Annotated in this window: 24 protein-coding genes and 1 pseudogene; 13 read left to right on the forward strand and 12 right to left on the reverse strand. The window is 71.6% G+C overall.

Annotated elements, in window-relative coordinates:
• Positions 1 to 57: 57 nt before the first annotated feature.
• From OIE47_RS23670 to OIE47_RS23685, 4 genes are all read left to right on the forward strand, one after another.
• Positions 58 to 1,593, forward strand: coding sequence for a glycosyltransferase family 39 protein (locus OIE47_RS23670; RefSeq protein ID WP_326556722.1), 1,536 nt, complete (start codon positions 58 to 60; stop codon positions 1,591 to 1,593).
• A 137-nt stretch (positions 1,594 to 1,730) separates the two neighbouring features.
• Complete coding sequence (locus OIE47_RS23675; protein ID WP_326556723.1) at positions 1,731 to 2,225, forward strand: hypothetical protein; 495 nt, start codon at positions 1,731 to 1,733, stop codon at positions 2,223 to 2,225.
• Between the two features lie 188 nt (positions 2,226 to 2,413).
• Positions 2,414 to 3,820: a class II 3-deoxy-7-phosphoheptulonate synthase gene (locus tag OIE47_RS23680; protein ID WP_326556724.1), complete on the forward strand. Its 1,407-nt coding sequence runs from the start codon at positions 2,414 to 2,416 to the stop codon at positions 3,818 to 3,820.
• On the forward strand, positions 3,813 to 4,847 hold the full coding sequence (locus OIE47_RS23685) for a threonine aldolase family protein (protein ID WP_326556725.1): 1,035 nt from the start codon (positions 3,813 to 3,815) through the stop codon (positions 4,845 to 4,847). The genes OIE47_RS23680 and OIE47_RS23685 overlap by 8 nt, the downstream gene beginning before the upstream one ends.
• Positions 4,848 to 5,051: 204 nt before the next feature.
• Here OIE47_RS23685 and OIE47_RS23690 read toward each other — a convergent pair whose 3' ends face one another.
• Together OIE47_RS23690 and pknB are read right to left on the reverse strand one after the other, a co-directional pair.
• Positions 5,052 to 5,915: a deoxyribonuclease IV gene (locus tag OIE47_RS23690; RefSeq protein WP_326556726.1), complete on the reverse strand. Its 864-nt coding sequence runs from the start codon at positions 5,913 to 5,915 to the stop codon at positions 5,052 to 5,054.
• A gap of 54 nt (positions 5,916 to 5,969) precedes the next feature.
• Positions 5,970 to 7,943, reverse strand: a complete 1,974-nt coding sequence (gene pknB, locus OIE47_RS23695; RefSeq protein ID WP_326556727.1) for a Stk1 family PASTA domain-containing Ser/Thr kinase — start codon at positions 7,941 to 7,943, stop codon at positions 5,970 to 5,972.
• 203 nt (positions 7,944 to 8,146) lie between these two features.
• On the opposite strand from pknB, the gene OIE47_RS23700 reads away from it, so the two are divergent.
• The 3 genes from OIE47_RS23700 to OIE47_RS23710 are packed head-to-tail and all read left to right on the forward strand — an operon-like array spanning position 8,147 to position 9,278.
• Positions 8,147 to 8,506: an Rv2175c family DNA-binding protein gene (locus OIE47_RS23700; protein ID WP_326556728.1), complete on the forward strand. Its 360-nt coding sequence runs from the start codon at positions 8,147 to 8,149 to the stop codon at positions 8,504 to 8,506.
• A gap of 15 nt (positions 8,507 to 8,521) precedes the next feature.
• On the forward strand, positions 8,522 to 8,851 hold the full coding sequence (locus tag OIE47_RS23705; protein WP_326556729.1) for a lycopene cyclase domain-containing protein: 330 nt from the start codon (positions 8,522 to 8,524) through the stop codon (positions 8,849 to 8,851).
• A gap of 34 nt (positions 8,852 to 8,885) precedes the next feature.
• Positions 8,886 to 9,278: a lycopene cyclase domain-containing protein gene (locus tag OIE47_RS23710; RefSeq protein WP_326556730.1), complete on the forward strand. Its 393-nt coding sequence runs from the start codon at positions 8,886 to 8,888 to the stop codon at positions 9,276 to 9,278.
• Between the two features lie 178 nt (positions 9,279 to 9,456).
• Here OIE47_RS23710 and mptB read toward each other — a convergent pair.
• Positions 9,457 to 11,067, reverse strand: a pseudogene (gene mptB, locus OIE47_RS23715) (polyprenol phosphomannose-dependent alpha 1,6 mannosyltransferase MptB); the annotation flags it as partial.
• A 188-nt stretch (positions 11,068 to 11,255) separates the two neighbouring features.
• On the reverse strand, positions 11,256 to 12,338 hold the full coding sequence (locus OIE47_RS23720; RefSeq protein WP_326556731.1) for a polyprenyl synthetase family protein: 1,083 nt from the start codon (positions 12,336 to 12,338) through the stop codon (positions 11,256 to 11,258).
• Positions 12,339 to 12,620: 282 nt separating this feature from the next.
• On the opposite strand from OIE47_RS23720, the gene metF reads away from it, so the two are divergent.
• From metF to OIE47_RS23735, 3 genes are all read left to right on the forward strand, one after another.
• Complete coding sequence (metF, locus tag OIE47_RS23725) at positions 12,621 to 13,538, forward strand: methylenetetrahydrofolate reductase [NAD(P)H] (RefSeq protein ID WP_326556732.1); 918 nt, start codon at positions 12,621 to 12,623, stop codon at positions 13,536 to 13,538.
• Between the two features lie 44 nt (positions 13,539 to 13,582).
• Complete coding sequence (locus tag OIE47_RS23730; protein ID WP_326556733.1) at positions 13,583 to 14,263, forward strand: CDP-alcohol phosphatidyltransferase family protein; 681 nt, start codon at positions 13,583 to 13,585, stop codon at positions 14,261 to 14,263.
• A 457-nt stretch (positions 14,264 to 14,720) separates the two neighbouring features.
• Positions 14,721 to 15,041 (forward strand): hypothetical protein, encoded by a 321-nt coding sequence (locus OIE47_RS23735; protein ID WP_326556734.1) that lies wholly within the window; start codon positions 14,721 to 14,723, stop codon positions 15,039 to 15,041.
• Positions 15,042 to 15,355: 314 nt separating this feature from the next.
• Here the strand turns inward: OIE47_RS23735 and OIE47_RS23740 are convergent, their stop codons facing one another.
• Positions 15,356 to 15,661: a hypothetical protein gene (locus OIE47_RS23740; protein WP_326556735.1), complete on the reverse strand. Its 306-nt coding sequence runs from the start codon at positions 15,659 to 15,661 to the stop codon at positions 15,356 to 15,358.
• Positions 15,658 to 15,960 (reverse strand): hypothetical protein, encoded by a 303-nt coding sequence (locus OIE47_RS23745; protein ID WP_326556736.1) that lies wholly within the window; start codon positions 15,958 to 15,960, stop codon positions 15,658 to 15,660. Before OIE47_RS23745 ends, OIE47_RS23740 begins: the two co-directional genes overlap by 4 nt.
• Positions 15,961 to 16,356: 396 nt before the next feature.
• On the opposite strand from OIE47_RS23745, the gene OIE47_RS23750 reads away from it, so the two are divergent.
• Both OIE47_RS23750 and OIE47_RS23755 read left to right on the forward strand, forming a co-directional pair.
• Entirely contained in the window at positions 16,357 to 17,124 is a 768-nt protein-coding gene (locus OIE47_RS23750; protein ID WP_326556737.1) for a DUF5753 domain-containing protein, read from the forward strand.
• Entirely contained in the window at positions 17,112 to 17,303 is a 192-nt protein-coding gene (locus OIE47_RS23755; RefSeq protein ID WP_326556738.1) for a DUF397 domain-containing protein, read from the forward strand. Before OIE47_RS23750 ends, OIE47_RS23755 begins: the two co-directional genes overlap by 13 nt.
• A 68-nt stretch (positions 17,304 to 17,371) precedes the next feature.
• On the opposite strand, the gene OIE47_RS23760 is transcribed toward OIE47_RS23755, so the two are convergent.
• Positions 17,372 to 18,397: an ArsR/SmtB family transcription factor gene (locus tag OIE47_RS23760; protein WP_326556739.1), complete on the reverse strand. Its 1,026-nt coding sequence runs from the start codon at positions 18,395 to 18,397 to the stop codon at positions 17,372 to 17,374.
• A 104-nt stretch (positions 18,398 to 18,501) separates the two neighbouring features.
• On the opposite strand from OIE47_RS23760, the gene OIE47_RS23765 reads away from it, so the two are divergent.
• Positions 18,502 to 19,083 (forward strand): dihydrofolate reductase family protein, encoded by a 582-nt coding sequence (locus OIE47_RS23765; protein WP_326556740.1) that lies wholly within the window; start codon positions 18,502 to 18,504, stop codon positions 19,081 to 19,083.
• 20 nt (positions 19,084 to 19,103) lie between these two features.
• Here the strand turns inward: OIE47_RS23765 and OIE47_RS23770 are convergent, their stop codons facing one another.
• From OIE47_RS23770 to OIE47_RS23790, 5 genes are all read right to left on the reverse strand, one after another.
• Positions 19,104 to 19,685, reverse strand: a complete 582-nt coding sequence (locus OIE47_RS23770; protein ID WP_326556741.1) for a GNAT family N-acetyltransferase — start codon at positions 19,683 to 19,685, stop codon at positions 19,104 to 19,106.
• Between the two features lie 113 nt (positions 19,686 to 19,798).
• Positions 19,799 to 21,295 carry a phytoene desaturase family protein gene (locus OIE47_RS23775; RefSeq protein ID WP_326563212.1) on the reverse strand — a complete coding sequence of 499 codons (1,497 nt, stop codon included), beginning with the start codon at positions 21,293 to 21,295 and terminating at the stop codon, positions 19,799 to 19,801.
• Positions 21,296 to 21,362: 67 nt separating this feature from the next.
• On the reverse strand, positions 21,363 to 22,502 hold the full coding sequence (locus OIE47_RS23780) for a glycosyltransferase (RefSeq protein WP_326556742.1): 1,140 nt from the start codon (positions 22,500 to 22,502) through the stop codon (positions 21,363 to 21,365).
• Positions 22,499 to 23,272 carry a carotenoid biosynthesis protein gene (locus tag OIE47_RS23785; RefSeq protein WP_326556743.1) on the reverse strand — a complete coding sequence of 258 codons (774 nt, stop codon included), beginning with the start codon at positions 23,270 to 23,272 and terminating at the stop codon, positions 22,499 to 22,501. The genes OIE47_RS23780 and OIE47_RS23785 overlap by 4 nt, the downstream gene beginning before the upstream one ends.
• Positions 23,273 to 23,289: 17 nt before the next feature.
• On the reverse strand, positions 23,290 to 23,874 hold the full coding sequence (locus tag OIE47_RS23790; protein ID WP_326556744.1) for a GNAT family N-acetyltransferase: 585 nt from the start codon (positions 23,872 to 23,874) through the stop codon (positions 23,290 to 23,292).
• Positions 23,875 to 23,992 lie beyond the last annotated feature (118 nt).

Below are 23,992 nucleotides of genomic sequence, written 5' to 3' on the forward strand. Positions count from 1 at the left end.
CCGACGGACGCGGGGGTGCCAGGCGCCCGGCGGTCGCTATGCACCAGACTGCCGGGCGTGCAGCCGATAGCCCTCCGCCCCGATCGGTACACCCTGATGGCGGCCATCCTGGGCGGGCTCGGGCTCGCCTGGCGGATCTGGCTGACGCTGGTCGAATCACCGCCCACGAACAGCGACGAGGCGACCATGGGACTGGCCGCGCTGCACGTCAGCCAGGGGCGCGGGCTGCCGGTCTTCTTCTACGGCCAGCACTACATGGGCACCATCGAGGCGTACCTGGCCGCGCCGTTGGTGGGACTGTTCGGCCCGTCGGTGACCGCGCTGCGGGTGCCCACCCTGCTGCTGTACGCGCTGTTCCTGGTCCTGATGTTCCTGCTCGTACGGCGGCTGTTCTCGGCCGGACTCGCGGTCCTGACCACCGCCCTGCTCGCCTTCGGCGCGGACCGGGTGGTGAAGAACCAGTTGATCGCCGGGGGCGGTTATCCGGAGACCGGACCGATGGTGGCCGGGCTGCTCCTGCTCACGTACGCGTTGCTCGCCGCCGACCGGCCACGTCGACGAGTTTTCGCCGGTTGGGGACTCCTGGCCGGGCTGATCGTGTGGAACCACTGGCTGCCGGCGCCGTACCTGCTGGGCGCGCTGATCCTGCTGGTCGCCGGCCGGGTCCTCACCCGCCGGGCGGCCGTCGTGACGGCGGGCGGGTTCCTGCTCGGCGCGCTGCCCCTGCTGGTCGACAACGTCCTCGCCGGACCGCGCCACAACTCGATCGCCGTGTTCCTGAGCCTCAACGGCGCCGGTACGGACCCCTCCCTCTGGGACCGGATCGTCGGCGGCGCCTGGCTGGGGCTGCCGATGGGGATGGGGCTGTGCGCGCCGAGCCGGTGCGACGGCTGGTCGCTGTGGTGGGGGCCTGTTGTCGTCGCCCTGCTGGCCACGGCACTGGTCCTGTCCGTACGCGCGCTACGCCGTCCCGCCGTCGAGCCGGAACCCGGCTCCGCCGCCGATCCCGAGCGGGCCCGCCAGCAGCTCCGGCTGGTCCTCGCCGCCGCCGGACTGGTGAGCATCCTCACCTACGTACGCAGTCCGGCCGCCGCCGACTCGTCGATCGAGAGCGCCCGGTACCTGTCGACCCTGGCCCTCTCGCTGCCCGTGGCCCTCTGGCCGCTGTGGCGGGTGGTCAGGTCCGGCACCGGCTGGGCGATCCCGGCGGCGGTACCGATCGCCGCGCTGGTCGCCACGATGCTCGCCGCGACGGTCAGCCTCACCGACGCGGTGCCGCAGTACCGGAGCATGCGGACCAGCCAGGCGGGGCTCGTCGCGGCACTCGACCGGGCGGGGCTGACCTACGTGCACAGCGAGTACTGGACCTGCAACTGGATCACGTACCTCACCGGTGAGCGGATCACCTGCGGGGTGGTCGACGACCAGTTGGACCGGGGGTTCAACCGGTACCCCCGCTACTGGCGCCCCGAGGCACGGGCGGTCGTCGCTCCGGTCGGATCCGCGCTGGACACGGAACTCGCCCACCGGCCCGGATTCACCCCACAGACCGTCACCGGCTACCACATCTACACACCGATCACCCCTCCCTGATCTTGCGTGTGTGGTCGCCGGATGGTCGATGTGTCAGACTCGCCGCTTGGCGCGGTCGGTCGCTCGGCACTGTCGGCTCAAAACGCCGTCGGTGAACGGGTCCACCGTCGGTGAGGACGTCGAGGAGGGGGAACGCGATGGAGGTTCCACGGGGGCGCGCGGCGGTTCTCGCCGTGGTGCTGGCGATGCTGCCGCTCGGTCTGACCGCCTGCGGTCTCGGCGGCGGTGACGACGGCGGGCCGAACAAGATCCCCGACGACGGCCCGGAGAAGTCCCGCGCGGTGGTGCAGGGCTATCTCGACGCGATGATGACCAAGGACGTCGCCGCCGGGCGGGTCCAGCTCTGCGTACCGATGCAGGCCGCCTTCGACCAGGCCGCGACCGGCCCGAACGGCGACTTCGCCGACCACTTCAAGGTCACCGAGGCGACCATCACCGACGTACGCCCCAACGCCGGCCAACTCGAGGTCAGCACCTCGGTCTCGGTCCTCGCCGGGAACGGGGCGGCCACCCCGGCCAAGCTCGTGTTCACGGTGACGAAGGCCGAGGCCGGCTGGTGCATCGCGAACGAGACCGTCGGTGGCGCCGGCACCCCCGACCCGTCGCCCAGCGCCGGTGGCGCGAAACCCTGAGCGGGCACGGTCGGACCCCTGACCCGGCACGGTCGGACCCCTGACCCCGGCACGGTCGGATACCCGGCTGACCGGCTCGACAGGATACCCGGACACCGGGCGCGGAGGCGGCCAATACACCTCCCACGGGTCGGACAGGGCCACCCTCAATGGCGGGCCACCCCGACCGTCGCCGTACGCTTTTCCTCATGCGCCATGAGTGGCATCAGCTGAGCTACCCCACGGTGGGTAACCTAGGCCCGCAGACCAGCCGTCCGACCGATGATTCCGCCGAGGACGTGGCCCTCGGGCTGGACCGGTGGCGGGACCTGCCGCGGGCCCAGACCCCGCCGTGGCCCGACCAGAAGGCCGTCGACGAGGTCACCGAGGTCCTCTCCACCGTGCCGTCCGTGGTCGCGCCGTATGAGGTCGATCACCTGCGGGTGCAGCTGGCCCAGGTCGCCGAGGGCAAGGCCTTCCTGCTCCAGGGCGGCGACTGCGCCGAGACCTTCACCGACAACACCGAGAGCCACCTGCTCGCCAACGCGCGCACCCTGCTCCAGATGGCGGTCGTACTGACGTACGGGGCGTCGCTGCCGGTGGTCAAGGTGGCCCGGGTCGCCGGGCAGTACACCAAGCCCCGATCGCTGCCGACCGACGCGCGGGGACTGCCGGCGTACCGCGGGGACATGATCAACTCCCTGGAGCCGGTGCCGGAGGCGCGGATCGCCGACCCCCAGCGCATGATCCGGGCGTACGCCAACTCCTCGTCGGCGATGAACATGCTCCGGGCGTACCTCGCCGGTGGCCTCGCCGACCTGCACGCGGTGCACGACTGGAACAAGGGCTTCGTACGCAACTCGCCCGCCGGTGAGCGCTACGACGCCATCGCCCGCGAGATCGACCGGGCCCTGGCGTTCATGCGTGCCTGTGGCATGGACGACAACGAGGCGCTGCGCACGGTCACCCTCTACTGCTCCCACGAGGCGCTCGCCCTGGAGTACGACCGGGCGCTGACCCGGGTCTCCGACGGCAGGGCGTACGGCCTGTCCGGCCACTTCCTCTGGATCGGCGAGCGGACCCGGCAGATCGACGGCGCGCACATCGACTACATCTCCCGGATCGCCAACCCGATCGGCGTCAAGATCGGCCCCGGCACCACCCCCGACCAGGCGATCGAGCTGTGCGAGAAGCTCAACCCGGAGAACATCCCGGGCCGGCTCACCCTGGTCAGCCGGATGGGCAACCACAAGGTCCGCGAGGCCCTCCCGCCGATCGTGGAGAAGGTCACCGCCGCCGGCGCCAAGGTGGTCTGGCAGTGCGACCCGATGCACGGCAACACCCACGAGTCGTCGAACGGCTACAAGACCCGCCACTTCGACCGGATCGTCGACGAGGTCCTCGGCTACTTCGAGGTGCACCGCGGCCTGGAGACCCACCCCGGCGGCATGCACGTCGAGCTGACCGGCGAGGACGTCACCGAGTGCCTCGGCGGCGCCCAGGCGATCGAGGACATCGACCTGCCCGACCGGTACGAGACCGCCTGTGACCCGCGACTGAACACCCAGCAGTCGCTGGAACTGGCCTTCCTGGTGGCGGAGATGCTCCGTGGCTGATCCGCGACCGGTCGACCTGCGCTCCGACACGGTCACCCGCCCGACCGCCGCGATGCGGTCGGCGATGGCCGAGGCCGAGGTCGGCGACGACGTGTACGGCGAGGACCCGAACGTCAACGCGCTCGAAGCCGAGGTGGCCGCCCTGTTCGGGCACGAGGCCGCACTCTTCGCCCCGAGCGGGACGATGGCCAACCAGATCGCCCTCCAGGTGCTGGTCCCGCCGGCCGGTGAACTGCTCTGCGACGCCGACGCGCACATCGTCACGTACGAGATGGGCTCGGCTGCCGCGTACGGTGGCATCTCCTCGCGGACCTGGCCCGCCGTCGGCGCCGACATCGACCCCGACCAGGTCACCGCCATGATCCGTCCGGACGGCTACTGGGCCGTGGCGACCCGGGCGATCGCGGTCGAGCAGACCCACAACCGGGGCGGCGGCGGGGTCATCCCGCTGGCCACCCTGCGCCAGCTTCGCGGGATCGCCGACGAGGCCGGCATCGGGATGCACTGCGACGGGGCCCGGATCTGGCACGCACACGTCGCCGACGGGGTGCCGCTGGCCAGCTACGGCGAGCTGTTCGACACCATGTCGGTCTGCCTGTCCAAGGGGCTCGGCGCACCGGCCGGCTCGGTGGTCGTGGGCAGCGCGGAGAAGATCGAACGGGCCCGGCTGATCCGCAAGCGGATGGGCGGCGGCATGCGGCAGGCGGGCATCCTCGCCGCAGCCGGCAGGCACGCCCTCGCCCAGCACATCGACCGGCTGGCCGAGGACCACGTACGGGCGGCCCGGCTGGCCGAGGCGCTGGCGCCGTTCGGGGTGCTGGCCGGCCCGGTCCGGACCAACATCGTGCCGCTGGACCTGACCAAGTTCGCGCTCGACGCACCGGGGTTCGGGGCGGCGGCGCGGGCCGAGGGGGTGCTGGTCTCGGTCCTCGGGCCTCGGATCGCTCGGTTGGTCACGCATCTTGACCTTGACGATGCCGGGGTGGAGCGGGCTGTCGACGTGCTTACTGGGATTTTTCGGCGCTGATCCTGGTTGTGGGGGTGCGCGGGTCGGGATTGGGGGCGGCGTGCCCCACTCTGGGCGGTCAGGCTTGATCCCGACGTGGGGCACGCCGCCCCCAATCCCTGCGTCCGTACCGGGCGGATGCGTGGGCGGGTGCCGGTCCGTCGGGGGTTGGGTTGATCTTTCTGGGTGATTCGGTGCTGTTGCGTGCTTGCTGCTGGTGTGGGGTCAGGGGCGGAGGCGTTTGAGGGTGGCTATGTCGTGGGCGTGGCCCACGTGGCCCTCGGTGGGGGTTTCGGCGACCACGGGGATACCGGCGGTCGCGGGGTGGGTCATCAGTTCGGCGAAGGCGGCCTCGCCGATGCTGCCCTTGCCGATGGTCTCGTGGCGGTCCCGGATGGATCCGCAGGCGTCCCGGGAGTCGTTGGCGTGGATCAGCCAGAGCCGGTCACCGATCGTGGCGACGAGTTCGTCCAGGGTCTCGGTCATGCCGCCGGGTCGGGCCAGGTCGTGCCCGGCCGCCCAGGCGTGACAGGTGTCGAAGCAGATGCCGAGCCACGGGTGCCGCTCGACAATGTCGAGGTAGGGGCCCACCTGCTCGGTCCGGGAGGCGAGTGATCGGCCGCCGCCCGCGGTCGGCTCCATCAGCAGCTTCGGTCCGCCGCTGGCGGCGGCCGAGTCGAGCAGCGGCAGCAGCGACTCGCGTACCTGGGTCATGGCGGTGTCGTAGTAGTCGGCGTCGACCGCGCTACCGGAATGGAAGACCACCCCGGCGGCACCGATGGCGGCGCCCCGGTGCAGGGCGTGAGCCAGCGTGGCGATCGACTTCTCCACCGTCGCCTGCGTCGGTGAGCCGAGGTTCACCAGCAGGGACGCGTGGATGTAGACCGGTACGCCGCGTTGCTCGCAGCCCTCCCGGAAGGCGGCGTCCTGGGCCGGGTCACCCGGCGGCAGGGCCCACCCCCGGGAGTTGCCGACGTAGACCTGCGCCACTTCGGACTCGGCCGCGTCGAGATAGGGCAGGGCGGCCTTGGCCAGCCCACCCGAGGTCGGGGTGTGCGAGCCGATCGGTCGACTGGGTGCGGTTGTCATTCGTGTCACCTGTTGCTCTCGGTCCGACTACCTCGGTGCCGGTGGTCCGGCCACTCAGAAGCAGGTGATCTGGACCTGGCTGCCGGGCGGTACCTGGGTGTTCTCGGGCGGGTTCTGGAGGCCGACCGTCCCGTTCGGATTGAGTTGTACCACCGGGGTGAGCTGTGCCTCCTGTAGGCGCGCCTGCGCCTCGGGACACGGCAGGCCGACAACCCGGGGTACGAGCACCGCCGGCGGACCCTTGCTCACCTTGAGCTTGATCTCGGCACCCTTCTCGACCCCGGTGCCGTTCGGCGGGGTCTGGCCGGTCACCTGGTCCTTGGGCTTGTCCGAGTCCTCGTACTGCTCCACCGGAACCAGTTCGAGGCGCTGGAGTTCGGCCCGGGCGTCGTTGATGTTCTTGCCGACCAGGTTCGGTACGGACAGCGGCGCCCGGCCCTTGCTGACCGTCACGGTGACCTTGTCACCGGGCTTGACCTCGGCACCGACGGCGGGATCGATAGCGGTCACCACGCCGGCCGGCAGGTTCTCGTCGTAGCGGTCCGGTCCCTTGGTCACCTGGAGCTTCGCCTGCTCCAGGTCGGCCTGGGCCAGGTCGAAGGTCTTGCCCAGCACGTCCGGCACCTGGTAACGCTCGGGCCCGAGGGAGAGGGTGAGGGTGATCGTGCTGCCCTTGACCATCCGGGCGGCCGACGCCGGGTCCTGCGCCAGGACCTGGTCCTTGGCGGCGGCCTCGTCGTAGCGGGGCGCGGCGTAGGCGAGGGTGAACCCGTCTCTCGTCGCCAGCGCCTCCGCCTCGGCCTTGGTGATGTTCACCAGTTGCGGGGCGTCGGTGTAGCGGCCGGCGCCGAACCACCAGCCGCCGATCGCGGCGACCAGTCCGAGCACGACAACGGCGGCGGCGACCGCCACCCTGCCCCGCTTGTCGGCCATCACCTGTTCGCGCAGTGTCTGCAGCCGGGCCAGCGGACCGGTCGGCTCGGCGGCGCGACGGCGGTGCGGGCGGGCGCTACGGGGCGGCTCCGGCTGGTCGGGCAGCCGGGCCCAGGACGGCCGGTCGGCCGGGCGTACCGAGGCGACCACCATGGTCGGCTGGGACACCTGACGCAGCAGCGCGGTGTTCGCGTTGGCGTTGCCGAGGTCGTCGCGTACCACCTGCACCTCGGCCTGCAACGCACCGGCGTCGGTCGGCCGGGCACCGGGATCGCGGCGGGTGGCCCGGATGACCAGGTCGTCGAGGACCGCCGGCAGGCCGGGGACCAGGGTCGAGGGAGCCGGTACGTCCCGGTCGACGTGCTGCCAGGCGACGTCGACCGGACGGTCCCCGTCGTACGGGACCCGGCCGGTGAGCATCTCGAACAGCACGATGCCGGCGGAGTAGACATCCGTACGCGGGTCGGCCCGGCCCTCGGTGACCAGTTCCGGGGCGACGTACGCCACGGTTGCCATCAACTGGCTGCCGGCGTCGTCGTCGGCGCTCGCCTCGACCGCGCGGGCCAGCCCGAAGTCGGCGACCTTGACCACGCTGTCGACCAGGTTGCCGGAGCCACCGCTGGGCGCCTCGGCGACCAGGACGTTCTCCGGCTTGACGTCGCGGTGCACCAGACCGGCCCGGTGAGCGGCGGCGATCGCCGCGAGCATCTGTTCGAGGATGGCCAGGGCCTCACCGGGGTTGAGCCGGCGGCGTTCAGCCAGGATCTCGCGCAGGGTACGACCCCGGACGTACTCCATCACCAGGTACGGCAGGCCGGCGTGGGTGCCCTGGTCGTAGACGGCCACCACGTTGGGATGGGTCAACCGGGCGATGGTCTTCGCCTCTTCGGTGAACCGGGCCAGGAAGCCGGCCAGCCGGCCCTGCGCCTGCTGGGCCTGGCTGGGGTGAATGATCTTGAGGGCGACGGTGCGCTCGAGGCGTTCGTCCGTGGCGGTGTACACGGTCGCCATGCCTCCACGGGCCACGCGACCGCGGATGCGGTAGCGCCCGTCGATCAGCGAGCCCAGCAACGTGTCGGCGACCTGAATGTCCATCGGCAGGCAGTCTATGTCTCCAGAGGGTGACGGCAGAACAGGATGCCACAGGCGGTGCCGAACGGAAATCTTGACCGAGGGGCGGGATAGCCCCCGGTGTCCGGTCGGTCACGTACCGCGTGGAAAGTACCCTGGTCGGTTCGGAAACTACCCCGGTGGGGGTCCCGGTGGAACACCGGGACCGGTCGTGGCACTGTGATCGGGTGACCGATTCCCCACTTGCCGGCCCGGCGGACGCCGCGGGCTGGCTGAACCTGCCGGATGTCGCCGTCCGGCTGGACGTGACGATCAGCAAGGTGCACCAGATGATCCGCGACCGCGAACTGATCGCGGTACGCCGGGACGGGGTCCGGCGGGTGCCCGCCGAGCTGGTGGCGAACGACACCGTACGCAAGCACCTGCCGGGTGTGCTGAACCTGCTGCGCGACGCGGGTTACGACGACGAGGCGGCCGTACGGTGGCTCTACGAGCCCGACGAGACCCTGCCCGGTACGCCCGCCGCCGCGCTCGGCGGTGACCTGGCCCGTGAGGTCAAGCGCCGCGCCCAGGCGCTGGGCTTCTAGCTGGTAACGCCGGCCATGGGGCATTTCGCCTACCTTGCGGTACTAGCCGGGTGCCTCGTCGGGGCACTCTGGCTGGAACCGATCCTCCGGGTGAACGTGCTCCGCCGCTGGCGGCGCCTCCTGCTCACCATCGTCCCGGTGGCGGCGATCTTCGTACTCTGGGACCTCGCCGCGATCGCCGCCGGACACTGGACCTTCGACCCGGCGCAGATCACCGGGGTCCTGTTCCCCGGCGGGCTGCCCCTGGACGAGGTGCTCTTCTTCCTGGTCGTGCCGGTCTGTGCCGTACTCGGGTTCGAGGCGGTCCGTGCGGTGCGAGGCTGGCCGGCGGGGGACGAGGAATGACGGCCGGGGGACGACGAGCGGATCGGGTCGACCGGTGAGTTACACCGTCGCGGCGCTGCTCGGAGTGGTCGGTGCCGTGCTGGTCGACCTGTACGTGCTGCGTGCCCGACTGGTCCGGCGCCGGGTGTTCTGGGCGACCTACCCGATCATCATCTTCTTCCAGTTGATCTCGAACGGCATCCTGACCGGGCGCCGGATCGTCCGGTACGACCCGGACGCGATCATCGGCCTGCGGCTGGTCTACGCCCCCGTGGAGGACCTCCTGTTCGGCTTCGCCCTGGTCCTGCTCACCCTCTCGGTCTGGGTCTGGCTGGGGCGCCGGGGCGTGCAGCGGACCCCGACCGCCGGGACCGGTGGCCGGCTGCGGTGGCCGCCCCGCCGCCGCCCCGCCGCCACGGCCAGTTCGGACCGGACCCAACCGGACTGACCGGGCTGACAGGGCTGAGTGGGCTGACCGGGCCGAGACCACCGCCGCCGGCCGTCCCTACCGGCGGGGAACCCGAGCGACTTCGGGGAATTCGGGCAGAACGGTCTACCCCAGTGGCACCCGTGCTCGTCGACGGACTCCGCCGGACCCGGCGGGCGTTGCGGGCGGCGTACCCGGTCAGCACCGCGACGAGGACAACGTCGAACAGTGCGCCGGGCAGTTTCGTCCGTACCGCGAGGCCCAGCCCGTCCGGCAGGACCAGGAAACCCGTCGCCAGCACCACCACGGCCAGCGGAACTCGCCACCACCGTTGCCCGACGGTCGCGGCGAGCACGGTGACGGCGGTCAGGGCGTACCAGGGGTAGAAGACGGGGGAGAGCAGGGTCACCGCCCCGAACGCCAGACCGCACGCGGTCGTCACGGACCGTCGGGCGTCGACCGGTTCCCGCCCGTCGCTGCCGCGTACCGGGCGGATCGCCTCGGTGGCCCGCCAGGCGCGGAGCACCAGGGCGACCGCCACCGCCAGCAGGACGGTGAGGCCGAGCGTCCGGGCCACCGCCACCGCCGGGTCGTACGCCTCCGGGTGGCCGAGCACCCGCAACAGGTAGCCGGCGGCCATGCCGAGCCCGGACGGCAGCGAGGTCCACTGCACCAGCCGGCCGGTGTCCGGTAGGGCGGCCAGCCAACCCAGGTCCAGCCCGGTGGCCACGGTGGTGGCGGCGAACGTCACCGACACCGCGAGCAGGGTGACGCCGAGCGCCACGCCACGGGACAGCCGGACGGTGGCGGGTGCGGTCGCGCGGGGGAGGCGGACGGTGGCGGGTGCGGTCGCGCGGGGGAGGCGGACGGTGGCTGGTGCGGTCGCGCGGGGGAGGCGGACGGTGGCTGGTGCGGTCGCGCGGGGGAGGCGGACGGTGGCTGGTGCGGTCGCGAGCGGGAGGCGGACGGTGGCGAGCAGGGCGACGAACGGCAGTGCCACCAGGGCAGTGATCTTGATCGACGCGGCCAGCCCGACCGCCAGCCCCGCGAGAAGCAGCCCCGGCCAGGGACCCAGCGGCGGGCGCCCCGACCGGACCGGACCCGGTCCAGGTACGCCGCCCGTCGACGCCCCGACGGCCAGGGCCAGCGCGGTCACCACCAGCCCCACCATCAGCGCGTCGTTGTGCGCCCCGCCCACCAGGTGCACCGCGGTCAGCGGGGAGAGCAGGGCCAGCCAGGTGGCCGCCGCGGGTGAGGCGCCGACGGCCCGCGCCAGCCGGGGCAGGTACCGGGCGAGCAGGAGCGCACCGAGCAGGGCGAGGCCCCGGAACAGGACCACCGCCACGAGGAGTTGGTCGTCCGGTCCCGGAACCGTCAGGCGGGCGAGCGCGATCACCCCGCCGGCCAGTGCGATCGCCAGCGGTCCGTACGGGGTGGTGGTGTGCCACCAGAGCGACGGCACCGAGTCGGTCCACGTACAGCCGCCGTCGGCGACCCCCACGGCGTACGGGTCCACCCCGTCGAGCCAGAGCGCACCCTGGCAGGCGTACGCGTACACGTCCCGGCTGCCCATCGGCGGGGCGAACAGGAGCGGGGCGGCCCAGAGTGCCCCGGTCACCAGCAGCCACCGGTTCGATATCGGGTGACCCGGCCGGTGCAGGGTCCCGCCCAGCCGCCACCAGGTGACGGCGAGCAGGACCAGGCCGGCGAGCCAGCCGCTCAGACCCAGCCAGTACGGCCACGATGCGGAGAGGACGTCACCGGGACCCGCCCGTCCGTCGGGTGCACCGGGCAGCGCACCGGCGGTCATCAGCGTGGTCGCGGCGAGACCGGCCACCCGTGGGCGTACCGGATGGTCCGAGGTCGGGTGGTTCGGGCCGGGCACGGCCCGACGGTCCCACCGCCCGTTGACGTCGATCTATCGAGCGGATGGCTTTCCGGTTGGCCCCGGATGTCCGGTCGGTGCCCACCCGGCGGCGACCGCCGCCCGGCCCTCGGTCAGAGGGAGCGGCGGGTGGCGACGATGGCCAGCTCGACCAGGACCTCGCGGGCCTCGGCCGTCACCTCGGCCCGGTCCAGGGCGGCCAGCGCGGTGTCGGTCAGCGTGGTGATCCGCTCCTCGGTCCGGGCCAGCGCCCCGCTGGCGGCGATCACCTCGCGGAGCTGGTCGATCCCGTCGGGGTCGAGCCCCGGATCGCCGAGCCGCTTGGTCAGCAACGCCCGACCGGTCGCGTCGGTCGTCTCCATGGCCGCCGCCACCAGGAAGGTCCGCTTGCCCTCGCGCAGGTCGTCCCCGGCCGGCTTGCCGGTCTGGCGCGGGTCGCCGAACACTCCGAGTACGTCGTCGCGCAACTGGAACGCCTCGCCCAGCGGCAACCCGTAGCCCGAGTACGCGTCCCGCAGCGGCGCGGACGCGTCGGCGAGCGCGGCACCGAGTAGCAGCGGCCGTTCGACGGTGTACTTCGCCGACTTGTACCGGGCGATCTTGCCGGCCCGCTCGACCGAGGTGTCCCCGGACGCCTGGGCGAGCACGTCCAGGTACTGCCCGATGGTCACCTCGGTACGCATCTCATCGAAGACCGGCCGGGCCCGCTGCACCTGGTACGGGTCCAGCCCGGCGCCGTGCAGCAACTGGTCGGACCAGACCAGGCAGAGATCACCGAGCAGGATGGCGGCGGAGTCGCCGAAACCGTCGGCGTTGCCGACCCAACCGGCGCCCCGGTGGTGTGCGGCGAACCGGCGGTGCACCGCAGGCTCGCCCCGGCGGGTGTCGGAGCGGTCCATCAGGTCGTCGTGGATCAGCGCGCTGGCCTGCACGAACTCCAGTGCGGCCAGGGCGGCCACCACCTGGTCGGAGTCGGTGCCGCCGGCACCCCGGTAACCCCAGTAGGCGAACGCCGGGCGCAGCCGCTTGCCGCCGCGCAGGACGAACGCCTCCAGCGCCTCGGCCACCGGGAGCAGGGCGTCGTCGGCGGCGGCCAGCCAGGCGCGCTGCCCGGCGAGGAAGTCGGCCAACGCCCTGTCGGTCCGGTCCCGCAGGCCTGCGCGGTCCACGGGCGGGACGGGAGCAGCATCGGTCACGCCCTGACGCTAGCCGTTCCCGGAACAACCCGCCTCCGCACCCCGGTCGCCCACCCGTACCCGGGTCCGGCCGCCGGCCCCGGCCACGGCCGTTTCCCGGCCGGCAGGCTGGGCCGCCCACGGCCGCGGTCGCTGCGGCATCGATCCGGGTACGCCGGCCGCGTGTGCTTTCTCACCCCCGCGCCCACCTCGGGGGGCAGCGGTCGGGCGCTGGGGCGGATCGACCGGCCGGTAAATGGGAAGGTGCGGATATTCGACCCAGTAGGCCGGTAAGGTCGTAGGGTGGCGCTCGGTCTCCCCTCTGTTCTCCCCAATCCGCAACCTGCGATCGGGGACCTCGTTCGTGGACCCCGGCCGTCGTTCTCGTTCGAGTTCGGGCCGGCGAAGACCCCCGAGGGTGAGCGGCTGCTCTGGCAGGCCATCCGGGAGCTGGAGTCGCTCCAGCCGTCCTTCGTCTCGATCACCTACGGTGCCGGCGGATCGACCCGGGACACCACGGTCGCGGTCACCGAACGGATCGCCACCGACACCACGCTGCTGCCGATGGCGCACCTCACCGCGGTCAACCACTCCGTCGCCGAGCTGCGACACATCGTCGGCCGGCTCGCCGGGGTGGGCGTACGGAACCTCCTGGTGGTCCGGGGCGACCCGCCGGGTGACCCGACCGGCGAGTGGGTCCGGCACCCCGACGGCGTCCTGTACGCCGAGGACCTGGTCCGCCTGGTGCGGGAGTCCGGTGACTTCAGCGTCGGGGTGGCGGCCTTCCCGTACAAGCACCCGCGCTCGCCCGACGTGGCGACCGACACCGAATACTTCATCCGCAAGTGCCGGGCCGGGGCGGACTTCGCCATCACCCAGATGTTCTTCGACGCCGAGGACTACCTCCGGCTGCGGGACCGGGTCGCGGCGGCCGGATGCGACACCCCGATCCTGCCGGGTGTCATGCCGGTAACCAAGATCACTACGATCGAGCGGTCCGAGCAGTTGTCCGGCGCCCCGTTCCCGCCCGCGCTCGCCGCCCGCTTCGCCAAGGTCGCCGACGACCCGGACGCGGTCCGCGAACTCGGCATCGCGCAGACCAGCGAGATGTGTCAGCGACTGCTCGCCGAGGGCGCCCCCGGCATCCACTTCATCACCTTCAACCGCTCCACCGCGACCCGCGAGATCTGGCAGAACCTCCAGGTCGGCGTCGAGGTGTGAGCAACCCGGCCGCGCGAGCCCGCGCCTGCGTCGACAATTGACCCGTGGCGGGCACCCGGCTGGAATGGGACGAGTACGCGGCCACCTGGGCGCGGCTGCACGGCGACTTCGACCCGCGTAAGGCGGCGCCGACCGTACAGGGGTGGCTGCGTTTCGCGTACCAGATCGGGCACCTGCTGGGTCGCTTCCGGGTGTCGCCGACGGCGGTGACCGTGGTCGGCACCCTGTTCTGCGTCCTGGTCCCGGTGGTCGTCCTCCGGGAACCGGGCGGACCCTTCATCGCCGCCGGTCTGGTCCTGCTCGCCGCGGTGGCCGACAGCGTCGACGGGGCGCTCGCCGTGGTCACCGGCCGCACCACCCGACTCGGCTACGTCTACGACTCGGTCGCCGACCGGGTCGGTGAGGCCGCCTGGCTGATCGCGTTCTGGCTGCTCGGCGCGCCGGGGCCGCTGGTCGTGGCGGCCGGGGCGCTGTCCTGGCTGCACGAGTACGTGCGGGCCCGGTCGGTGTCGGCGGGGATGCGGGAGATCGGGGCGGTGACGGTGGGGGAGCGGCCGAGTCGGGTGTTGGTGGCGTTGGTCGGGTTGGTGTTGGCGGGGGCGGTCCGGATCTTCTCGTTCGATGTGGCGGCGGGGGCTGTCACGGTGGTTGCCGCTGTTTGGGTTTTGCTTGCTGGGTACGGGCTTGTTCAGTTGCTTGGCGCTGTTCGTCGGGCGTTGCTCTGATTTCTTTTGTTGCGGTGCGTGGTGGTGGGGGTTGGGGGCGGCTCGCGGTGGTGGGGGTTGGGGGCGGCGTGCCCCGCGAAGGCCGTCAGGCTTGATCCCTTCGCGGGTCACGCCGCCCCCAACCCCTTCCGGCTTGCGCTGGTCGGGTTTGCGGCGAGTGGGTGGGCGCACGATCGGCTTTGGTACGAGCCAGCCCGGCGGACCGCGTCGGTGAGCTGTGGTGGCTTGTTGTCACACTGCGGGGGTGGCCGTTCTTCGATCCGTTGTCGAAACCGTTGTGTCGCCGTTGTTCCGGGTGTTTTGCCTGCATTCGCGGGGTGAGCACGAGCAGCGGGATCTGGCGGAGGCGGCGCGGCTTGCTTGGGCTGACACGATCGGGTTCGCGTCGAGCGCTCTCGGGGTCCATACCGCGACCGACTTGAGCAATGCGCTGGTGTCGGTGGAGACGTGGTCGCGAATGCCCTTGATCCTGCCGGACCAGCGGCCGTTCGACTTTGCCTGGGAGGGGGTCCTCGACTTTCCGGACGAGAGCTGGTGCATCGCCGAGTCACTCGACTCGGCGGTGCAGGTCGGTATCGAGCTGGCGTCCGGGGCGGGCAGCTACGGCGTACGGGTGATCGCGTACAACCACAACGCCGTGCTCGACCGGTTCGAGGAGGCACGTGCTTTACCCGGCGACGGGTTCACTACTGCGCTCACCGAACTCCGGCGGCTCGAACCCGCGGCAGCGGAGCGCTACCAGGTGCAGTTGTGGCCGGTGGGGCGACGTCGGGGATAGGCGCGTGGGGTTTTGCCTGCTCTGGGTGGGGTTGGGGGGTGTGGCCGGCCTGGGCTGTGGTCGTCTACTGCCCCTATGGGGGCAGTTAGTCGTCACAGCTCGGGCCAGCCTGGTGGGTCGGGGCGTTCGAGCCTCGGGGTATCGGGGACTGTTCGAGTCGGGTTTGTCGGTGGAGAAGGGAGGGGCGCTCGTGGGAGCGCCCCTCCCTTGTTCCCGTCCCTCTTTGGTGGGCAGCGGTGTTCGCTGGGTGAGCGCGGGGGACGCTCTGCGGGCCGTGCCCTGGTGGCGTCGACCGACGAGGGGCGGGGACGTGCTCAGATGGGTCGGCGGCGGCGTCGGGTTTCGTGGGCGGCTACCCAGCCGATGATGCGGGCGTGGATGGCGGCGGGCTCGGGTGGCGCGGTCAGTGACGAGTCGATCGAATAGAGGTCGTCGAGCGCGTGGACGAACTGGCCGGCGAGATACAGGTACAGCGCGACCCGGCGGCCCTCGAACCCGTGGATCAAATTGAGTCTGGCGTCGGGGCAGGGCCACGGTAGGGCGTCGATGTGGCAGAACCAGAACGGTCTGAGGGGACCGTGGTCCTGTAGCTCCGGAATGCGTTGCCCCTGCGCGGTCATTCGCCGGTCCAATCGACCTGGCCGGCGACCGTGGGTAGCGGGCGCGGCTCGTAGCCGGGCAGGGCGCGGCGGTGCACGACGAAGCACCCCTCGGGTTGCTCGGGCTGGCCGGGTGGCCGCTCGGCGCCACGCAGGGCAATCCAGTCGCCCGCGTAGGTCTCGGTGCTGGCCGGCACGTGTGTGACGCGCATGTGCAGGTCAGCCGCGCCGCGTACGAGAGGGCCACGGTCGCCCCGGTAGTAGTCACCCGCCTCGGCGTTGACGATGTCTCCGAGGCTCACCAGTGGTCGGCCGGTCATCTCCGCTCACCGCTCTGGCGGTCCACGCGGTATCCGAGCCGCTGGCCGAGTGTCAGGAGTGGATAGAAGAGGACGGTTGGTGCGGTTGACCAGGTAGGGCGTGCGGGCGGAGGGGGCGGTGGCGGTGGTGGGGGTTGCGGCGGCACGGACCCGAGCGACCACGGCCAGACGGCCCTGCACCAACGACGGAAGACGAACACGTCACACCTCCTCGGATTGGAAGGGGCGCCCCTGGCGCAGGTCAGGGGCGCCCCGTTGACGCGACCGCCGGGCTCTACCTCCACACCTCCACCGGCCACGCCAACCTCAGGAATCAGGCTGACTTGCGTACTGGAACAAACACACAGCGTTGCGGTAGGTTCTTCGTCTGTTCAGTACGTCCTATGAGGAGACGGAATGAACCACGCACTTCAAGTCGCGATGATCGAGTCGGGACACACCGCCGAATCGTTGGCCGCCGAAATCGGCGTTGATCCGAAAACGGCGGCCCGATGGGTAACTCCGGGACGGATTCCGCAGACACGTCACCGTGCTCGGGTTGCTGAGCTGGTGGGACGGGACGTAGGGGACCTTTGGCCGGACGTACTGAAGCGTCGGCATCCGACCTGGTTGCGTGAGTGGTTGGAGTACGAGCGCGATGCGCGGTTGCTCCGCTGGTTCGAGCCCGCCCTGGTGCCTGGGTTACTCCAGACGGAGGCGTACGCGCAGGCCGTCATCGGGTGGGGTGGCCTGTTCAACGTCGACGAGGTGGACGAACTCGTGGCGTCGCGAATAGAGCGACAGCCGGTCCTGGATGGGCGGAGGCCACCGCAGTTCTTCGCGATGATCGACGAGGCTGTGGTCCGGCGGTGCGTGGGTAGCCGGGCGATCATGGCGGAGCAGTGTGCACACCTGGTCCGACTCGCTGAGCGGCCCCATGTGCATATTCAGGTGGTGCCGGCGAGTGCGGGGGGTCATGCTGGGCTCGCCGGGGGTTTCATCCTGGCGAAGGGTCCGTACGGGGAGGCGGCCCACCTCGATGATCGGCTACGCGCGCACGTATTCAACACGCAAGACGACATTGATACCCTCGTGGCAGCGTGGGAAGCCATCAGGGCCGTAGCCCTGTCCGCTCCTCAAACCCTCGATCTGATCAAGGAAGTAGCAGCGACATGGCAGACCTGACCGGTGCCATCTGGCGGAAGTCGACCCGCAGCAGCAACGGTGGGTCGACCTGCGTCGAGGTGGCGAAGAACCTTCCCGGTGTTGTCGGCGTACGGGACAGCAAGGACCCGGCTGGGCCCGCTCTGGCCTTCGGTCCGGCCGCCTGGCGCGCGTTTGTCGGGCTGGCGAAACAGCACTGAACCGGTCGCGGCGGGCGCCCTGACGGGTGCCGCGCCGCGAAGCGCGGACTGCCCGGCGCGTGCGACGCTCAGGGGGTGGGCTGGCGGCCTGCCTCGGTGAGTAGGCGGTCGCCGAGGTCGGTCCGGGAGTAGAGCACCTGTCGGCCCGCTCGGCGCGAGGTGAGCAGCCCGGCGGCGCGCAGCGCCTGGAGGTGCACGCTGAGCGTCGGCGCGGCCAGCGCCATCTGGGTGGCGGCCTGGCTGGTCGACATCGGCAGGTCGAGTTGGGTCAGCAGGGCGGCCCGGGTCTGCCCGAGGACCCCGGCGAGGGCCGAACTGGTCTGCTCGGGGTGCTTCTCCCAGAGCCGGCCGAGGCCGCGCGGGGAGTAGGAGACGCTGGGAGACTCCGGCTGCGCGGTCCGTACCAGGACGTCCGGCCAGGCGAAGGCACACGGTACGAGGAGCAGCCCGCGCCCGCCACAGTCGGCGTGACCCTCGTAGTACTTGGCGATCCTCAGCGTCTGGTCGGCGAACGTGACCGATGGGTGCAGGTTGGTCATCATCCGGTCGACGCCGCCCTCGGCCAGGGCATCGAGCCGGTACGCGATGTCGTCGTTGAGCAACGCGTCGATCCTCGGCCAGTCCGGGGCGATCGCGACCCGGTGGTACGCGTCCAGCGCCTCGGTGACGGGGCCGATGCCGGCGTCGGGTCGGCGTACCAGCGCTTGGAGCAGGGTTCGCCGTTCTTCGTGGCCGGGCCCGTGCTGGGCGGCCCGGTGGGCGGCCAGGTGTGCCAGCTCCCGCGCCACGATCTCCGGATCGGTGTCGGCGACCTGCGCGAGCGCGTCACCGAAGGTGGAGGACCGGCGGCTCGGGGGCGGTAGGAGAAAATCGGGGATGTAGCCCGCCGGGCGTACCAGCGCCCGCAGGAGGTCGAGGTCGTGCTCGCGCAGCCGGCTCGTCCGCTCGGCGAACCTGGCGATCCACGGCCGGTGCAGGTGCCCTCCCCGACCGGCGGCGGCCAGCGTACGCAGGCTCGCGACGGTTTCGGTGAGGGGCGATGCGGCGAAGCGTACGCGGGTAAGGTCGGTCGCCGTGAAGTGCAGGTGAATCACCCGGGCGCTCCTTCCGATTAGGTCTGAGCCTAATCGTGGCCGTGCACGCAACACCACCGGAGACTGAGGACATCCACCCGGACCACACGGATAGGACACCGAAGATGCGCAAGCTGATCTACACCGCCTTCGTTTCGCTGGACGGCGTTGTCGACTCTCCCGGCGGCGGCAGCCCGACCGAGGCGCACCGCAGCGGCGGCTGGACCTACAAGGACATCGAGTTCCTGCCGGAGGCGTACGAGCTGAAGGGTCGGGAGACGGAGGAGGCCACCGCGCTGATGTTCGGCCGGGCCAGCTACGAGGTGTTCTCGCCGATCTGGCCCGACATCGAGGACTTCGCGCCCCTCAAGGAACTGCCGAAGTACGTCGTCTCGACCACCCTCGGCGAGGACGCCCTGGTCGACAACTGGGGTGACATCACGATCCTGCGTACGCTCGACGACGTCGCGAAGCTGAAGGAGACCGACGGCGGGCCGATCGTCATCCACGGCAGCGCCACCCTCGCCCGCAACCTCTCCGACGCCGGCCTGATCGACCGCTACCACCTGCTGGTCTTCCCGGTACTGCTCGGCGGCGGCAAGCGGATGTTCAGCGAGACCGACAAGGACAAGCAACTGTTGAAGCTGGTCGAGTCGAAGACGTACAACAACGGCATCACCATGTTCGTCTACGACGTCGTCCGCTGAGGTGGCCGTGCGCCGGTGACTCAGTTGTCGGTCAGGGTCTTTACCAGGGCGGGGGACAGGTCGCGGTCGGCGTACAGCAGGCGGATGGCGTGGGGGTCGGGGTTGCCGGCGTCCGGGCCGCGCCAGACCTGTCGCAGACCGGCCCGTTCGGTCGTACGCTGCGACCGGGTGTTGCCCTCCAGCAGGTACGCGGTCAGCGGCAGGTCCGGGCGTACGTCGCGAGCGGCGGCGACCGCCGCGCGGATGATCTCCTGGGCGTACCCCTGGCCCCAGAAGGTCGGATGGAGGCGGAAGCCGAGGTTCCAGGCCACGCCGAAGCGGACGAAACAGCCGCCGATCCCGACGAGTTGGCCCTCGGTGGCCGGCTCGGTGCTCCGGGCTACCCACATGCTCAGACCGTCGCGCTGCCAGCCGGCCAGCCAACGATCGACCATCGTGGCGGTCTGCTCCTGGCTGGACTGACGGCTGATCGGGTCGGCGCGCCAGACCTGCGGGTCCGCGTACAACTGGTGGAGTTCCGCCAGGTCGGACGGCTGCGGAACGCTCAGCACGAGGCGGTCGGTGGTGGGGTTGGCACCGGATCCGGGTGCGTCGATGCGCATTCTGTCCGTCCTCACTCCGCCGTCTCGATGAACGGTGCCGAGGTTAACGGGTACGGCCCGGCGCGCGACCGCAATTTTCGCCCTCGTCCTGATCCGTCGAACAGCACCGGGGGTCAGGCGGGGCCGATCTGGTTGGCGACGATCTGGGCGGAGAGGGTGACCATGGGCAGGCCGCCGCCGGGGTGGGTGGAGCCCCCGACCAGGAAGAGTCCGGGCACCGGGCCCCGGTTCGGTGGGCGGAGCAGGCCACCGGCGGTGCCGTAGATCGCCCCGCCGGGGGTGCTGGTCGCGGTGGCCAGGTCGGCGGGCGTACGGACCTCGCGGAACAGCAGGCGGTCGCGTACGTCGGTGCCGCGCGCGGCGAGCACGTCCAGGATCCGGTCGGCGTAGGCGTCGGCGAGTCCGGGGCGCCGCCAGTTGACCGCCGACAGGGAACGGCCCTGCCTCGCGGCGTTGACCAGCACGAACCACGCCTCGTGCCCGTCCGGGCGGACCGCCGGGTCGTCGGCCACGGTGACGAACACGGTCGGGTCCGGCGCCGGTCGGGCCGGTACGCCGTGACCGGCGTCGCCGAAAACCGCGTCGAACTCGGCGTCGTAGTCGGTCGGGAAGAACACGTTGTGGTGCGCCAACCCGGACGAGCCTTGCACACCGAGCAGGAGCACGAAACCGGACAGGCTCCGGTCGGCCAGCCCGGCGAGCCGGTCGGGGCGGGGGAGCAGATCCCGGTAGACGGTGAGGGCGTCCACATTGGCCACCACCACGTCGGCCCGTACGGGGGTGTTGGTGCCGGCGAGGCGTACGCCGTGCACCCGGCCGCCGGCGGCGTCGATGGCCGTGACCGTGCTGCCGGTCTGCACCACCACGCCCAGGTCGAGGCAGCGGGAGAGCAGTGCGTCGGCGAGTGAACCGAGCCCGCCGCGCAGGTACCAACCACCGAAGGTCAGTTCGGCGTACGGGACCGCGGCGAGTGCGGCCGGGGCCCGGCGCGGGTCGGTCCCGGTGTAGGTGGCGTACCGGTCCAGCAGCATTCGTAGCCGTGGGTCGCGCAGGTACGACCGGCCCATCCCGCGCAGGCTCTGACCGGGGCGGATGGCGGCCAGGTCACCCAGCCGCCAGGCGAGCCGGGCCAGGTCCAGGGGTGAGTCGACACTGTCGCGGAGGATGTCCCGCCACGCGGCGTGCCAGATCCGGCCGGACCGCCGCCACAGCCGCTGCCAGTCGGCCTCGGCCTGCGGCCCGAACACGTCACCGATCCGGGACGCGAAGGTGCCCGGATCGGTGCACGAGTCGAGCACGGTCGCGGATGCCTCACCCAGCGGCGGGAAGTGGTGCCGGACGATCGGGTCCAGCGGCACCAGGTCCAGGTATTCGTCGAGTTTCGCGCCGGTGGCCAGGAACAGGTCGACGAAGACCTGCGGCAGGGTGAGCAGGCTGGGGCCGGTGTCGAAGTGGAACGTACCGGCCGGGGTGTCCCGCGAGTACCGGCCGAGTTTGCCGCCGACCGTGTCGGACCGTTCGAAGACGGTGACCTCGTGCCCTCCGGCAGCCAACCGGGCCGCCGTGGCCAGCCCACCGACTCCGGCGCCGACAACGACAATTCGACTCACCCCGTACGCCTCCTCAGGCATGGTCGACGGCGCACCCTGCTCCGGTGGGCGGGCAGTGGGCCGGGTGTCAGTGCACCGGTCGGCCACGCCAGAACAGGCGTTGCCGCCTGTGCAGATGGTACGACCGCAGGGTCAGCCAACCGAGCAGCGCGACCGAGAGTGGGTGTGCCAATACGTCCGGCCAGGTCCGGCCGCCGCTCGCCCGCGCGCTGACCACCCTCCCCGCCACGCCCAGCAGGTAGGCGGCGAACGCGACCCAGGCCAGCGGTGCCGCCCCGGCGACCGCCGCACCGACCGCGAGCAGCGGGGGCACGGTGTAGAGGAGCAGGAGCAGGGCCAGGACGGTCGCGGCGGCCACCGGTGAGCCGAACGACGCCCAGAGCGACTTGGTGTAACCGTCGCGCAGCTCGGCCCAGGAGCCGTACATCCGGCAGTCCGCGAGAGCGGAGCCGTCGGCCAGGGCGATCCGGCCGCCGGCCCGTTTGACCGCGCGGGCCAGCTCGATGTCCTCCAGGATCCTCTCGCGTACCGCCGCGTGTCCGCCGGCCCGCCGGTAGCCGTCCCGGTCCAGCACCAGGAACTGACCACCGGCGGCGGCCAGCGACGGCCGGGGCGACCGTTCCATCAGCCGCAACGGCAGGAAGGTCAGCCAGGTCCACTGCAGCAACGGCTGGACCAGCCGCTCACCGATCGACCCGGCCACGATCCGGGGGTACGGGGTGAGCAGCGTCGCCCCCGCCGTACGGAGCGCGGTCACCGCACCCGCCACGGCGTACGGGGCGAGGACCACGTCGGCGTCGACGAACACCAGCGCGCCCGACCGGGGTACGGCGGCGTCGGCGAGCTGCTGGCAGGCGTACGGCTTCCCGAGCCAGCCGGGCGGTGGTGGTGAACCGGTGAGCAGGCGTACCCGTGGGTCATCGGCGGCGAGCTGCCGGACCAGGTCGGCGGTGCCGTCGGTCGAACCGTCGTCGAGGACCACGATCTCCAGGTCGGGCACGCCCCGCTGGGCCAGCAGCGAACGCAGGCACGGGGTCAGGCGGTCCGCCTCGTCGCGCAGCGGAAGCAGGACCGACACCGGCTCGTCCAGGGTGGCCCGCAGGGGCGGCCGGCGCAGCCAGCGGGTGGCGTTGACCAGGCTGTGCAGGGTCAGCCCGGCGACCACGGCGCAACCGATCCAGACCGGGGCGGCGGCGGCCCAGCTCATGCGCGTACCCGATGGGGTTGATGGGGGCGGACCAGCGTGCCGGCCAGTGGCAGCGCGACCACCGACATGGCCAGCGCCCCCCAACCGGCCGAGCCGGGCAGGTCGAGGAAAACCGCGTGGGCGAGCACGCTGGAGGCGTAGGTCCAGAGGTAGAGCGCGTACATCGGGGTGTCGACGCCGTCGAGCGGGGGCGCGGTCGGGGCGAGCCGGGCCAGCAGGGCCATCAGCACCACCGCGACCAGGAGCCACCCCAGGTAGTTGCCGACCGGCACACCGGGCACCCCGGGCAGGGCCGGGGTCGGATCCCGCCAGGTCCAGTAACCCTCGGCGACCATCTGCGGGTCGAGGAAGATGTCCCAGGCGGCGAGCCCGACGCCGGCCAACGCGACCCGCCCGATGCCGGGCCGGGTCAGCCGGGCCGCCGCCAACCACGCCGGCCACGCCATCCAGGTCCAGGCCAGCGGGATGACCAGCGGTACGCCGCCGAGCTTCGGACCGAGCTGCCCGGAGTAGTCGTAGGCACCGAACGGGAAACCGGTCGTCACGCCCAGCGCCTCGACCGCCCAACCACCGACGGTGGTCACCAGGACCAGCGTGGCGGCGGCCCGGGGACCCCGGCTGAGCAGGGCGTGGCCGACCGACAGCAGGTAGCCGAGGACAACCGTGACGATGGTCAGCCGGGCCCGGTCCTGACCCTCGGTCAGCGGGTAGCCGATCTGCGCCAGCACCAGGATGACCAGCAGGAACCAGGGCAGCCGGGTCCGGTTCACATCGATCCTCCGGCCGGTTATCCGGGTGAACCGGGATCGTCGTCGTGCTCGCCCGGTGGCGGATGGGGCAGCGGCAACTCCCGGCCGAGTACGGCGAACGACCGCTCGTCGCCGGGAAAGTGGAAGTCGCGCAGCACGTCGACGAAGCCGAACCGCCGGTAGAGCCGCCACGCCCGGGACTTCCGCTCGTCCGCCTCCGGGGTGGACAGCAGTGTGGTGCTCGCCCCCGCCATGGCGAGCAGGGCGGTCAACTGCCGGGCGCCGAGCCCGTGCCCCTGTGCCGCCGGCCGTACGTGCAACTCGACCACCTCGAAGCAGTCGGCGAACCAGGTCTTGCGGGCGTCGCCGGGCAGCGCGGTGTGCACCTGGTCGTGCCACCACTGCCCCGGGTACGAGTGGTAGCCGTAGCCGAAACCGGCCAGCCGCCCGTCGTTGGTCAACGTGGCCACCGCCCGGAAACCACGGCGGCGTACGTGAGTGGCGATGTAACCCCGGCGCGCCTCCAGCAACTCGGCCCGGTAACCCATCGCCTCGCCGTAGACCGTCACCACGTCGTCCAGCCGCCGGACGAGATCGTCCGGCTGCCACGGCACCAACCTCATGCCTGCCCGCTCCTCACTGCGCCACCGCCGTCACGCTCGTTGTCATCCCCGCTCGTCGCGATGGTCACGCTCGTTGCCACGGTCACGCTCGTCACGCTCGTGCTTGCCACCATCGTCA

This window comes from Micromonospora sp. NBC_01796, from assembly GCF_035917455.1.
Taxonomy (GTDB): Bacteria; Actinomycetota; Actinomycetes; order Mycobacteriales; family Micromonosporaceae; genus Micromonospora_G.